Annotated in this window: 13 protein-coding genes; 5 read left to right on the forward strand and 8 right to left on the reverse strand. The window is 61.1% G+C overall.

Annotated elements, in window-relative coordinates:
* Nucleotides 1-13 precede the first annotated feature (13 nt).
* From V8P77_RS18735 to V8P77_RS18755, 5 genes are all read left to right on the forward strand, one after another.
* Nucleotides 14-820: an ABC transporter permease gene (locus tag V8P77_RS18735; RefSeq protein ID WP_164053082.1), complete on the forward strand. Its 807-nt coding sequence runs from the start codon at nucleotides 14-16 to the stop codon at nucleotides 818-820.
* Complete coding sequence (locus tag V8P77_RS18740) at nucleotides 817-1629, forward strand: ABC transporter ATP-binding protein (protein ID WP_335913749.1); 813 nt, start codon at nucleotides 817-819, stop codon at nucleotides 1627-1629. The genes V8P77_RS18735 and V8P77_RS18740 overlap by 4 nt, the downstream gene beginning before the upstream one ends.
* Nucleotides 1630-1697: 68 nt before the next feature.
* Nucleotides 1698-2708 (forward strand): ABC transporter substrate-binding protein, encoded by a 1011-nt coding sequence (locus tag V8P77_RS18745; RefSeq protein WP_335913750.1) that lies wholly within the window; start codon nucleotides 1698-1700, stop codon nucleotides 2706-2708.
* Between the two features lie 118 nt (nucleotides 2709-2826).
* Nucleotides 2827-4047 (forward strand): acyltransferase family protein, encoded by a 1221-nt coding sequence (locus V8P77_RS18750; protein ID WP_335913751.1) that lies wholly within the window; start codon nucleotides 2827-2829, stop codon nucleotides 4045-4047.
* 167 nt (nucleotides 4048-4214) lie between these two features.
* Entirely contained in the window at nucleotides 4215-4952 is a 738-nt protein-coding gene (locus V8P77_RS18755) for a sugar transferase (RefSeq protein WP_335913752.1), read from the forward strand.
* A 210-nt stretch (nucleotides 4953-5162) separates the two neighbouring features.
* Here the strand turns inward: V8P77_RS18755 and V8P77_RS18760 are convergent, their stop codons facing one another.
* From V8P77_RS18760 to V8P77_RS18795, 8 genes are all read right to left on the reverse strand, one after another.
* Nucleotides 5163-5570, reverse strand: coding sequence for a F0F1 ATP synthase subunit epsilon (locus V8P77_RS18760; protein WP_012759246.1), 408 nt, complete (start codon nucleotides 5568-5570; stop codon nucleotides 5163-5165).
* Nucleotides 5570-5809: a hypothetical protein gene (locus V8P77_RS18765; protein ID WP_003543462.1), complete on the reverse strand. Its 240-nt coding sequence runs from the start codon at nucleotides 5807-5809 to the stop codon at nucleotides 5570-5572. The genes V8P77_RS18760 and V8P77_RS18765 overlap by 1 nt, the downstream gene beginning before the upstream one ends.
* Nucleotides 5809-7245, reverse strand: a complete 1437-nt coding sequence (gene atpD, locus V8P77_RS18770) for a F0F1 ATP synthase subunit beta (RefSeq protein WP_017966276.1) — start codon at nucleotides 7243-7245, stop codon at nucleotides 5809-5811. The genes V8P77_RS18765 and atpD overlap by 1 nt, the downstream gene beginning before the upstream one ends.
* A 23-nt stretch (nucleotides 7246-7268) precedes the next feature.
* Nucleotides 7269-8153 carry a F0F1 ATP synthase subunit gamma gene (locus tag V8P77_RS18775; protein ID WP_335913753.1) on the reverse strand — a complete coding sequence of 295 codons (885 nt, stop codon included), beginning with the start codon at nucleotides 8151-8153 and terminating at the stop codon, nucleotides 7269-7271.
* 28 nt (nucleotides 8154-8181) lie between these two features.
* Nucleotides 8182-9711, reverse strand: a complete 1530-nt coding sequence (gene atpA, locus V8P77_RS18780) for a F0F1 ATP synthase subunit alpha (protein WP_003589851.1) — start codon at nucleotides 9709-9711, stop codon at nucleotides 8182-8184.
* Entirely contained in the window at nucleotides 9711-10277 is a 567-nt protein-coding gene (locus tag V8P77_RS18785; protein WP_012759251.1) for a F0F1 ATP synthase subunit delta, read from the reverse strand. The genes atpA and V8P77_RS18785 overlap by 1 nt, the downstream gene beginning before the upstream one ends.
* 255 nt (nucleotides 10278-10532) lie before the next feature.
* Entirely contained in the window at nucleotides 10533-10922 is a 390-nt protein-coding gene (locus V8P77_RS18790) for an AGROH133_08824 family phage infection protein (RefSeq protein ID WP_027666861.1), read from the reverse strand.
* A 79-nt stretch (nucleotides 10923-11001) separates the two neighbouring features.
* Nucleotides 11002-13218 carry a primosomal protein N' gene (locus V8P77_RS18795; protein WP_335913754.1) on the reverse strand — a complete coding sequence of 739 codons (2217 nt, stop codon included), beginning with the start codon at nucleotides 13216-13218 and terminating at the stop codon, nucleotides 11002-11004.
* Between the last annotated feature and the right edge of the window lie 70 nt (nucleotides 13219-13288).

A 13288-nucleotide genomic window follows, 5' to 3' on the forward strand; every position in this document is an offset into this window, starting at 1 on the left:
AAATCGAACGCTGATGACACCGTCAAAACCATCGGAATCGCGCCTTGCCGCGCTCCGCGCCGCTCTCTACCGGGGCATACCCGCCTTGCTCGCCGGCTGCGCCTTCTTGGCGGCATGGGAACTCTATGTCGATCTCTCCGGCATCAAACCGTCCATCCTGCCGGCGCCGTCGCGCATCGTCATCCAGGGTTGGCTGAACCGCGAGGCGCTGATATCAAACACCTGGCCGACGCTCGGCGCGACACTCGGTGGTTTCGCCCTGTCGCTTGCCTTCGCCTTCGCCGCCTCGATCCTCATGGATTTCGTGCCCTTCATGCGCCGGGCATTGCTGCCGATCTTCATCGCCAGCCAGACCCTGCCGCTGGTGGCAATCGCCCCCCTCGTCGTCCTCTGGTTCGGCTTCGGCCTGTTGCCGAAGATCCTGCTGGTGGCGCTCGTCACCTTCTTCCCACTGCTCGTCGCCTTGCTGCAGGGCTATGAATCGACCGACCGCGACATCGCCGAATTGCTGAATTCGATGAAGGCGAGCCGCTGGCGCATTTTCCGTCTGGCACGGCTTCCCTCCTCGCTACCCTATTTCTTCGCCGGCCTCAGAATCTCGATCACCTATGCCGTCGTCGGCGCGATCTTTGCCGAATATGCCGGCGCCGCCCGCGGCCTCGGCATCTATATCCTCAACGCCAAGAACAATTTCCGCCCCGATCTCGTGCTCGCCGCCGTCGTCGTCAGCGCCGTGCTGACACTCTGCCTCTTCGGAGCGACGCTATTGATCCAGCGCCTCGTCATGCCCTGGCAACAATCCGGGGAGCTGCGCCGATGAGCGATGCAATGGTTGAACTGCGCAACATCTCGAAGTCCTTCGACGGCATGAAGGTGCTGGGCGACATCTCGCTCACGGTCGCAGACGGCGAGTTCGTTTCGATCGTCGGCCCATCCGGCTCCGGAAAATCGACGGTACTGAGATTGCTGACACAGGCGCTTCGGCCCGATTCCGGCACCATGATTTTTAAGGGCGCGCCGCTGGAACAGGCGCCGCATTCCTTCGCCTTCATGCCGCAGCGCGATGCGCTGATGCCCTGGCGCCGGATCATCGACAATGCCGCACTCGGCCTTGAGGTGCGCGGCATGAGCCGCCGCGCGGCCCGTGCCGCCGTCGCGCCTCTGTTCGAGCGCTTCGGCCTCGCAGGCTTCGAGCATCACTATCCCTCCGAACTGTCAGGCGGTATGCGCCAGCGTGCCGCGCTGCTGCGCACCGTCGTCCAGACCCAGGACATGTTGCTGCTCGACGAGCCTTTCGGCGCGCTGGACGCGCTGACGCGCACGCAGATCCAGGAATGGCTGCAGGGCATGTGGACGGAACACCGTTGGACGGCGCTGCTGATCACTCATGATGTTCGCGAGGCAGTCTTCCTCTCCGACCGGATCTACGTGCTTTCGGCTCGTCCGGCGCGTATCATCCGCGAATTCCGCGTTCCCCTGCCCCGTCCGAGAAGCATTGCCGATCTAGGCTCGCCGGCGGCCCAAGCGATCGAAACCGAAATCCTGCAAACCCTGCTTCATCCGCTGGAACAGGATGATTTTAGGCCGGTCGGCCTAAAATCTGAATCCTGTTCTAATTTAAAGAGTTAGAGCATGATGTCGTCCGAAAACCGCTCACACTTTTCGGCATCATGCTCTAGAGACCTGAGGAGGTCACCATGCTGCGTCTCACCCGTCGCCAGACGATCTTCGCCGCCATCGCGGCAAGCCTCGCCGGCCGCCCGGCCTTCGCCCAATCGGCGCCCGCAAAGGTTCGCATCGCGCTCGACTGGACGCCCAACACCAACCATATCGGTATCTATGTCGCCAAGGCGAAGGGCTTTTATGCCGATGCCGGGCTCGATGTCGAGATTCTTCCCTTCACCGATACCAGCGCCGGAACGCTGGTGTCGAACGGCGTTGCCGATTTCGGCATCAGCAGCGAGATCGAGACCCTGACGCAGCGCGCTGGCGGCGGTGACGTGAAGATGGTCTACGGCGTCGTCCAGACGGAAACCGCACGCCTGATCTTCAAGGGCGGACGCGACGACATCAAGAGCCCGAAAGACCTCGACGGCAAGACCTATGGCGGCTTTGGCGGCACCTGGGAGAGCGCGCTGATCTCCGCGATGATCCGCAATGATGGCGGTAAAGGCGACGTCAAGACCGTCACCCTCGGCACCTCCGCTTACGAGGCGCTGGACAATGGCTCGATCGATTTCACGCTGGAGATCTACACCTGGGAAGGCATCGCCGCCGAACTGGAAAACCGGAAGATCGGCCGCTTCCACTATTCCGATTATGGCATCCCCGACGAGCAGACGACGGTCATCGTCTCCAGCGACGCCTATCTCTCCGCAAGTCGGGAACACGCCCGCGCCTTCATCCAGGCGACACGAAATGGTTATGCCTACTCCATCGACCATCCCGACGAAGCCTGCGACCTGCTGATCTCCGGAAGCAACGGCGCACTGATGAATACGGAACTGGTAAAGGCTTCCCAGAAGGCATTGATCGAGGGGCACTTCCTGAAATCCGAGGCTGGTGTGATCGGTAAGCTCGACCCGGCAAAGGCCGAGGCCCTCGGCAGCTTCCTGATGGAGAATGGCATTCTGGTCGATGCCAATGGCGCCGCACTCAAGGAGAAGCCGGACTTTTCCACCTATTATACCAACGAACTTCTCGACTGAGCCCAACGCCTGCCTTGCCCATGGCGGCTTTCCGCTGCAAAGTCCCAGACTCGGAGCATGATGCCGAAAACCGCTCACACTTTTCGGCATCGTGCCCTGGGCAAGGTGGGGAGACAGGATGCGACAACAGGAGAGACTGGCCGGAGCGGACTTTCTGCGCGCGACGGCCTGTCTGCTGGTGCTCGCCCACCACTTTGCACTGCGGCTGGATATGCGCAGAATCCCAGAGGAACTCGGACCGACCGCAAACATCCTCCGCTTCGGCAATTTCGGCGTCGCCGTCTTCTTCGTGCTCAGCGGCTTTCTGCTAGCCCATCCCTTCTGGCGCGCGCTCGACGCGGGCAGCGACATGCCAAGCCTACGGCATTACACGATCCGCAGGGCGGCGCGCATCGCTCCGGGCTTCTGGTTCGCCGCCACCGTCGGCTTCGCGCTCAGCCTGACGCTGCTTGCCTTGCCGCTGACGCCTGAGCTTGTGCTCCGCTACGTCTCCGGGCTGCTGTTCATGAGCCAGTGGCATTGGCGCACCTTGTTTCCTGTCGAAGCCGACGGGCCGCTCTGGTCCATTCCCTTCGAGGTCACCAGCTATGTGCTCCTGCCGATCTGCTTCCTCCTGCTGTTTCGTTTGCCTCTCCTGAGGCGGCGCCCGTTGCTCGCCCGTTTCGCTTGGCTTTGCGTCATCACGGGCGTACTCCTCACCCATGTGCTGATCCTGACCCTCTTTCCGCTCGACGACATCGAACGCGGCTGGCAGTACGGCCTGCAGGGCGGGGCGAAGGAATGGATGCCGAGATATAACCCGATCGGCTTCTTTGCCGTCTTCGCGCTCGGCGCGTTTGCCGCCGGCGTCGAGGTCATGCTGCCAAGAAGACTCTCCTCCTGGTTCGATGCCGCAGCGCTGCTGGCCTTCGCCATTGCCGCCTACCGCCTCGTCATATCGCCCGGCGGCTCTCCCGAAGCTTACGGCTGGCTCGAAATCCCCTACGGTTTTCCGGTCTTTCCGCTGGCGGTCGCAACGGCGCTCGTTTCGCTCAGTCATTCGCAACACCTGGGCAGGCTGCTCGACAATGCTCCGGTCCGCTATATCGCGAAGATCTCCTTTGGCATCTATATCTGGCAGGAGATCATCCTGTTATTGATCCAGAGGCTCGATCGGGGCTCGTTCGGCTTTTCCTCTGAAAATGTCGTCACCGGCTGGCTGCAATCTTGCGGACTGGCGGCAGCCCTCATCCTTCTCATCGCAAGCCTCAGCTACTACCTGTTGGAAAGACCGGCGATCCATTTCGGCAACGGGCTGACATCGCGTCAATCCAATCGGGCTACTCCTTTCAAAGTATAAATTTCCCGTAAGCGCAACTACAGGCGTTAAGGTTAACGCCGAATACTCCCATTTTTGGTGTCTTTAGGGTTATCAAATTCTTATTTATACCGATGACAAACGATACGTGACCATGTATTTGTCTCCATGTTGTTCAGTATCGCATCTAAACTTGTGGACCTTGCGTAATGAATGCTTTTACTTCGAAGACGAATCCACGCTTCGATCCGTCTCAGCGTCAGGACAAAACCAAGACCCTGGTTATAGCGAACTCCAACGTTCGCCAGCCGGATAGCTTTTCCCTTATCGAAAGAAAGATGGCTGTGCGGCTCACCGTGAAGCGGTTGATCGACATCGTCGCCTCAGTCAGCGCCCTCATCGTGCTGGCGCCGCTTTTTCTGGCAATTGCTCTTTTCATCAAACTCGACGATGGCGGTCCGGTGTTTTTCCGCCAGATCCGCTGGGGCCTGAACGGCCGGAAGATCACGGTCTTCAAGTTCCGGTCGATGCGCGCGGAAGCTTGCGATCCGAGCGGCATTCAACAGACCGTCAAGGGTGACAGCCGGGTGACAGGCATCGGCTCGCTGCTCCGCAAGACCAATATCGACGAGCTGCCGCAGCTTTTCAACGTTCTCAGGGGTGAGATGTCGTTGGTCGGCCCACGCTGCCACGCCATCAATATGCGGGCAGCCGGCCGGCTCTACGAGGAACTGGTGCCGGACTACCATTACCGCCACATCATGCGCCCCGGCATCACCGGCCTGGCGCAAACGCGCGGCTGGCGCGGCCCGACGGCGCGGCCGCTGGCAGCTCGCGCTCGCATCGCCTGCGATATTTATTATGTCAGGAATTTCAGCCTGCTGCTCGACCTGAAGATCCTGTTCAAGACGGTCGTTATCGAGCTCCGCGGCGGCACCGGCTTCTGAGACGATCCGGCAACGCTGCCAGAGGTAGGCGGTCCTACAGCGCTCGCATCTTTTCAGACCCGCAAAGAACGCTGCAGCACTTTGAAGTGCTGCGGCCGCTTCTTCATTTCAGCTCGGCTGACAGCGCGGATTTTCCGCACACCGACAGATGAAGGAAGAAACAAAAAAGCGGCCATCGCGGCCGCTTTTCACTGATTTTACCGATTGTAATCAATCCTGCTGAACGACGCCTCGCAGGTGCGTCAGTTCCATGATGAAATGCTCGAGCTTCGACTTGTGTTCGTGCAGCTCGGCATGTTCGAGTTCCTTTCGGGCGGCCTCGATGCGACGGGTCAGCTCGTCCTTGTGCAGTTCCTCGACCGGAACCGCGGATTCGGCAAGCAATGTGCAGCCGGTCGGCAGGATATCGGCAAAACCGCCGAACACCACATAGTCCTGCTTCTTGCCGGAGGCCGAACGCACGCTCACGACACCCGGCTTGATCGTCGTCATCGTCGGCGCATGGTTTGCCATGACCGTCATCTCGCCTTCAGTCGCGGGGATGACGACCTCGGTCACCATCTCCGACAGCAGCAGACGCTCCGGCGAAACGAGCTCAAAGTTGAAATTGTCAGCCATCAGTGACTTACCTTCTCGGCTATGGCTTTCGCATCTTGCAATTTAGTCCCGCAGAACGGGCAGTGCATTATCGCTTGGTCGAGATAACCGAGGCCTTCCTCGCTCTGGACCAGACCCACCACCATCATCAGCACGCCATTATCGGCGCGATAGACGGTCGGCGCTGCTGGTTCCGGAAGATCCGCCACGACCCCTTTCAAGGAGTCGCAGCAGAATATCTCGTCTAGCGCATCGCTCATTAAGCAGCTGCGAGCTTCTTGGCCTTTTCGACCGCTTCTTCCATCGAGCCGACCATGTAGAAGGCAGCTTCCGGCAGATGATCGTATTCGCCGTTGACGAGGCCCTTGAAGCCCTTGATCGTGTCTTCGAGAGCAACCAGCTTGCCCGGCGAGCCGGTGAAGACTTCGGCGACGAAGAACGGCTGCGACAGGAAACGCTCGATCTTGCGGGCGCGGGCGACGGCAATCTTGTCCTCTTCGGACAGTTCGTCCATGCCAAGGATCGCGATGATGTCCTGCAGGGCCTTGTAGCGCTGCAGCGTCGACTGCACCTTGCGGGCGACGTCGTAATGTTCTTCACCGACGACCATCGGATCGAGCATGCGCGACGTCGAGTCGAGCGGATCGACCGCCGGGTAGATGCCCTTTTCAGCGATTGAGCGCGACAGAACCGTCGTTGCGTCAAGGTGAGCAAACGAGGTCGCCGGGGCCGGGTCGGTCAAGTCGTCGGCCGGAACGTAGATGGCCTGAACCGAGGTGATCGAGCCGGTCGTCGTGGTGGTGATGCGCTCCTGCATCTGGCCCATGTCGGTTGCGAGCGTCGGCTGATAACCGACGGCCGACGGGATGCGGCCGAGCAGAGCCGACACTTCGGAACCTGCCTGCGTGAAGCGGAAGATGTTGTCGACGAAGAACAGAACGTCCTGGCCCTGGTCGCGGAAGTGTTCGGCAACCGTCAGACCGGTCAGGGCGACGCGGGCGCGGGCGCCCGGCGGTTCGTTCATCTGACCGTAAACAAGTGCCGCCTTCGAGCCTTCGCCGCCGCCATGCTTGTTGACGTTCGATTCGATCATTTCGTGGTAGAGGTCGTTGCCTTCGCGGGTACGTTCACCGACGCCTGCGAAAACCGAGTAACCACCATGCGCCTTGGCGACGTTATTGATCAGTTCCATGATCAGAACGGTCTTGCCGACGCCGGCACCGCCGAAGAGGCCGATCTTGCCGCCGCGTGCATAAGGAGCCAGAAGATCGACGACCTTGATGCCGGTGACGAGGATCTGCGATTCCGTCGACTGCTCGACATAGGACGGCGCATCCTGGTGGATGGCGCGCTTGTGAGCGGTGACCAGCGGACCGGCTTCGTCGACCGGCTCGCCGATGACGTTCATGATGCGGCCGAGCGTCTCGTTACCGACCGGAACCATGATCGGAGCGCCGGTATCGGCGACTTCCTGGCCGCGAACGAGACCTTCGCTCGAGTCCATCGCGATGGTACGGACGACGTTTTCGCCAAGGTGCTGCGCAACTTCGAGAACCAGGCGGTTGCCGTTGTTGGTGGTTTCCAGCGCGTTCAGGATCTTCGGCAGTTCGCCTTCGAAAGCAACGTCGACGACGGCGCCGATAACCTGGGTGACTCTGCCGACAGAGCCGATCTTGGGGGTAGCTGCCTCAGCCATTTTCTGACCCTCTTTTCCTAGCCTCAGAGCGCTTCCGCGCCCGAAATGATTTCAATGAGTTCCTTGGTGATCTGCGCCTGACGCTGGCGGTTGTAGCTCAGCGTCAGCTTGTTGATCATCTCACCGGCATTACGCGTCGCATTGTCCATAGCGCTCATCTTGGCGCCCATCTCGCCCGCGACGTTCTCAAGGAGCGCGCGGAAGACCTGGACGGAGATGTTGCGCGGGATCAGATCTTCGAGGATCGATGCCGGATCCGGCTCGTATTCGTAGACGGCGCCTGCATGTGCGGCATCTTCGGTCTGCACAGCTCCCGTTGAAGCCGGGATGAGCTGCTGCGCCGTCGGAATCTGACTGATCACCGACTTGAACTCGGAATAGAACAGCGTGCAGACGTCGAATTCGCCGGCAGCATACATCTCGATGACGCGCTTGCCGATCTGGTCCGCATTCTCGAAGCCGACGCGCTTGACGTCGCGCAACTCCTTACGCTCGATGATGAGCGAGGCGAATTCGCGGCGAAGGATGTCGTAACCCTTCTTGCCGACGGTGAAGATCTTCACCGTTTTGCCTTCGGCAAGCAGCTTGCGGACATGTTCGCGTGCAAAGCGTGCGATCTGCGAGTTGAAACCGCCGCAAAGACCACGTTCGGCCGTGCAGACCACCAGCAGATGGACCTTGTCCTGGCCGGTGCCGGTCATCAGCGTCGGTGCGCCGTCGGCATCGGTGACGGCCTTGGCGATGTTCGCCAGAACCGCACCCATGCGCTGCGAATAAGGCCGGGCGGCCTCGGCCGCCTCCTGCGCACGCCGAAGCTTCGCCGCGGCGACCATTTTCATCGCCTTGGTGATCTTCTGCGTCGCCTTGACGGAGGCGATCCGGTTTTTCAGATCCTTAAGTGAAGGCATCCGTGATCCGTCCTAACTTAGGGCCTGATTACGAGAAAGACTTTGCGAAGCTATCGAGAGCAGCGGTGAGCTTGCCCTTGGTATCGTCGCTGATTGCCTTTTCCGTGCGGATCGCGTCGAGGATGGCGGAGCCTTCCGAACGCAGATATGAGAGGAAGCCCTGCTCGAACTTGCCGACCGAAGCGACCGGCAGCTTGTCGAGATAGCCGTTGACGCCAGCAAAGATCACGGCGACCTGCTCTTCCGTCTTCAGCGGCGAGAACTGCGGCTGCTTCAGGAGTTCGGTCAGGCGTGCGCCGCGGTTCAGCAGGCGCTGCGTCGCAGCGTCGAGGTCCGACCCGAACTGGGCGAAGGCGGCCATTTCGCGATACTGGGCGAGTTCGCCCTTGATCGAGCCGGCAACCTGCTTCATCGCCTTGATCTGTGCCGACGAGCCGACGCGGGAAACCGACAGACCGACGTTCACGGCCGGGCGGATACCCTGATAGAACAGGTCGGTTTCAAGGAAGATCTGGCCGTCGGTGATCGAGATGACGTTGGTCGGAATGAAGGCCGACACGTCGTTGCCCTGCGTTTCGATGACCGGCAGAGCGGTCAGCGAACCGGCGCCCTTGTCGTCGTTCATCTTCGCAGCGCGCTCGAGCAGGCGGGAGTGCAGGTAGAAAACGTCGCCCGGATAGGCTTCGCGGCCCGGCGGGCGGCGCAGCAGCAGCGACATCTGGCGGTAGGATACGGCCTGCTTGGACAGGTCGTCGTAACCGATCAGCGCATGCATGCCGTTGTCCCGGAAATATTCGCCCATGGCGCAGCCGGCAAATGGAGCCAGGAACTGCATCGGCGCCGGATCGGAAGCGGTGGCGGCAACGATGATCGAATACTTCAGCGCGCCGCGCTCTTCGAGCACCTTGACGAACTGGGCGACGGTCGAACGCTTCTGGCCGACGGCGACGTAGACGCAGTAAAGCTTTTCGCCTTCCGGACCGTTGTCGTGAATGGCCTTCTGGTTGAGGAAGGCATCGAGAAGGATCGCGGTCTTGCCGGTCTGGCGGTCACCGATGACCAGCTCGCGCTGGCCGCGGCCGACCGGGATCAGCGCGTCGATGGCCTTAAGGCCGGTCGACATCGGCTCATGGACCGACTTGCGCGGAATGATGCCGGGAGCCTTGACGTCGACGCGCGAACGGCGCGTCGCGTTGATCGGGCCCTTGCCGTCGATCGGATTGCCGAGCGCGTCGACGACGCGGCCGAGCAGTTCGGGACCAACCGGAACGTCAACGATGGCGCCGGTCCGCTTGACGGTGTCGCCTTCCTTGATGTCACGGTCGGAGCCGAAGATGACGACGCCGACATTGTCGGATTCGAGGTTTAGAGCCATGCCGCGGATGCCGCCCGGGAACTCGACCATTTCACCGGCCTGGACATTGTCCAGACCATAGACACGAGCGATACCGTCACCGACGGAGAGAACCTGGCCGACTTCCGAGACTTCTGCCTCTTTGCCGAAATTTTTAATCTGGTCTTTGAGAATTGCGGAAATTTCCGCGGCGCGGATATCCATCAGCCAACCTCTTTCAATGCGAGCTTAAGGGTAGAGAGTTTGGTACGAAGAGACGTATCAATCTGACGGGACCCGACCTTCACGATCAGACCACCAAGAATTGACGGATCAACCGTGACGGCAATCGTCACGTCTTTGCCGGTAACGCTCTTGAGTGCCACCTTCAATTCGGTTTCCTGCGCTTGCGAAAGCGCATGCGCCGAGGTGACCTCGGCGGAGATTTCACCGCGATGGTTCGCGGCGATGATGCGGAAGGCCTTGATCATGCCCGGCAGGGCGAACAGGCGGCGGTTGCGCGCCACGACCTTCAGGAAATTGGCGAAGAAACCGCTGATGCCGGCCTTCTCGCTGATGGCGACGATCGCCTTCAGCTGGTCTTCAGCGGAAAAAACCGGGCTTGCAACGAAGCGCTTCAGGTCGGCGCTCTCATCCAGCATCGCCTGGAAATGGTCAAGATCGGCGGTGACGCTATCGACGGCGCCCTGCTCGAGCGCCAGTTCGAAAAGCGACGAGGCATAGCGTTCTGCAACACCAGAAGTAAGCTGGGACGTGTCTGCCACTGGCACAAATTTCCCTGATTTCAACCCAAAATCCGGCTCTCGGCGGGCGCCGAACCTATGATCTTGAATTCGTTTTGATTTCCCCCAGAAATCACAAGAGAAGCCTCTTGCTTCTTCCGAAATTCGGGGTCCGTCTAACATAGGATGTTCGGACTCGCAACACGCGTAATGCCCGAATACGCCTTTCACATGAATTTCTGTCTGCAAAATCGCGCAATGGCCTGAAAGCAGGCCGAAGAAGCCATCTGCCGGCAGCAAGAGTCACGTCTGGGTGAAGCCGAAAACGTAGAGCAGCGGTAGCGCGGCCAAAGCGATCTGCACAACCAGGAGTAAATAGTTGACGAGATTACTCCCCTTATCGGACAGGATCGAGATGACACGGGCAAAGGCAGCCATCGCGAAGGAGGCGCCGAGCGCCATGTAGATCCAATCCTGGGCGAGCATGATCGCCGACAGCCCGAAGCCGAGATAGAAACCGCCCATCGAGCGCCCCTCGCCGAAGCCTTCCGGCCGCCCCTCCTGCGCCTGCAGACCGAGAAGACGGAAAGTCTGGCCCGGCGCGAACATCATGATGAAGCCGGCGAGCGCCGTGAAAGCGGCGGAGCAAAAGGCCAGCTGCTCGCCAAGCTCGGTCGGAAAGTAAAACTCCATGCGTCAGCCCCAAATCACCGGATGAATCAGTGTTTTATGGCATGGGCACAAAAAGGAGGGAATGGCGGCGTCATTTGATTTAGAGAAAACTCTGCGGATCGATATCGAGCTGCACCTGCACCGATCCGCGCTCCTTGGGCGATTGCGACAGCATCGCCCGTAAAAACCCCTGCATGTCCGAGTTCCGCCGGCCGTGGACCAAAAGACGGAAGCGATGGCGGCCGCGCACCAGCGCAAGCGGCGCTTCGGCCGGACCGAGCACCGAGATGCCCGACACCTGCGGTGCGGCGCTGCGCATGGCGCGCGCATGGTTTTCGGCGTCGTGACGGGTTTCAGCCGAAACGATGATCGAGGCGAGCCTGCCGAAGGGCGGCAACAGGGCGCGTTCGCGTTCGGTGATCTCGCGCTCGTAGAAAGCGTCGGAATCGCCGGAAACAATTGCCTGCATGACAGGATGCTGCGGCTGATAGGTCTGCAGCAACCCATGGCTCTTGAGGCCGGTGCGCCCGGCCCGGCCGGTCACCTGCGACAACAGCTGGAAGGTACGCTCGGCCGCGCGCGGGTCGCCATTGGCAAGGCCGAGATCGGCATCGACGATGCCGACCAGCGTCATCAGCGGAAAGTTGTGGCCCTTGGCGACAAGCTGGGTGCCGATGACGATATCGGCCTCGCCCTTGGCGATCGCTTCCAGCTCCAGCCGCAGCCGCTTCACCCCGCCCATGATATCCGAGGAGAGAACGATCGTCCGCGCCTCCGGAAAATGCCGTTCCACCTCCTCGGCGATGCGCTCGACGCCCGGCCCGCAGGCGACGAGATGGTCGAGTGTGCCGCATTCCGGGCACGCCTCCGGCGTGCGCTCGGCATGGCCGCATTGATGGCATTGCAGCTGTTTGCGGAAGCGATGCTCCACCAGCCAGCTCGAACATTGCGGGCATTGGAACCGGTGGCCGCAGACCCGGCAGAGCGTCAGTGGCGCATAACCGCGCCGGTTGAGAAAGAGCAGCGCCTGTTCGCGCTTTTCCACCGTCTTGCCGATCGCCCGGATCAGCACCGGCGACAGGAAGCCGCCCCGCTCCGGCGCGTGCCTGCGCATATCGACCAGATGCAGGTCCGGCATCGCCGCATCGCCGAAACGCGTCGGCAGGTGGACGGTGCTGTAGCGTCCGCTTTGCCCGTTGACCTGGCTTTCGACCGACGGTGTCGCCGACACCAGAATAACGGGAAAATTTCCGATACGGCCGCGCACGACGGCCATATCGCGAGCATTGTAGAAGACGCGATCCTCCTGCTTGTAGGCGGGATCATGTTCCTCGTCGACGATGATCAGGCCGAGATCCTCGAAGGGCAGGAAGAGCGCCGAGCGCGCGCCCGCCACCACCCGCACTTCGCCGGTCACCGCCTGGCGCCAGACCTTTTCGCGCATACGCGGCGCAAGATCGGAATGCCATTCGGCAGGCTTTGCCCCGAAGCGGTCCTGAAAGCGCTCCATGAAACTGGCCGTCAGCGCGATCTCCGGCAGCAGGATCAGCACCTGCTTGCCACGTTTCAGCGTCTCGGCAATCGCCTCGAAATAAACCTCGGTCTTGCCGGAGCCGGTTACCCCATCGATCAGCGACACCGAAAATTCACCCTTGCGGACATCGGAAACGATCTCTTCGGCCGCCTGCTTCTGCGGCCCTTCGAGACGTGCTGCGGCAAAATCCGGATCCGGCATCGCAACGACCGGCGGCGGCGGCAGGAATATCGCCTCGAAAATGCCGAGCGTGATCAGCCCGTCGACGACACTCGCCGAGACACCCGCCGCATGGGCAAGGCCGCTGCGTGTCCATGAAAAGCCGTCGGAGGCGGTATCAAGGACCCGGGCGCGCGCCGGCGTCATCCGCTCCGGTTCGCCGCCGACGAGCTTCAATCCTTCCACCATCGGTTCCGGTTCGAAGGCGTTCGGTGCCCGTAGCGCCATGCGCGCGACGAGGCCGGGCGGCGAGAGCGTATAAGTCGCCACCCAGTCGATGAAATCCCGCATCTCCCTGGCAAGCGGCGGGCAATCGAAGACATGGCTGATCGGCCGAAGCTTCTTCGGATCGACGCCGTCCTCGCCGCCGTCCCAGACGACGCCGATCACCTGCCGCGGCCCGAGCGGCACCTGCACGACCGAGCCGGGCTCGACCGCCATGCCATCCGGCACCGAATAGGAATAGGGTTTTGGCGCCGGCATCGGCACCAGCACGGGAACCGTTCGGTTCGCGGGCGGTGCCTCGAAAAGCGCGCCAAAGAGATCGGACGAATCTGTGCTCATCGCGCGAGACCATGCCCGCAAATTGACGGAATTGGAACCGCAAAGACTGAGCGACGCGTTCCGGGTCGTC

The sequence above is a fragment of the Rhizobium aouanii genome (assembly GCF_037002925.1).
Classification (GTDB): domain Bacteria; phylum Pseudomonadota; class Alphaproteobacteria; order Rhizobiales; family Rhizobiaceae; genus Rhizobium; species Rhizobium aouanii.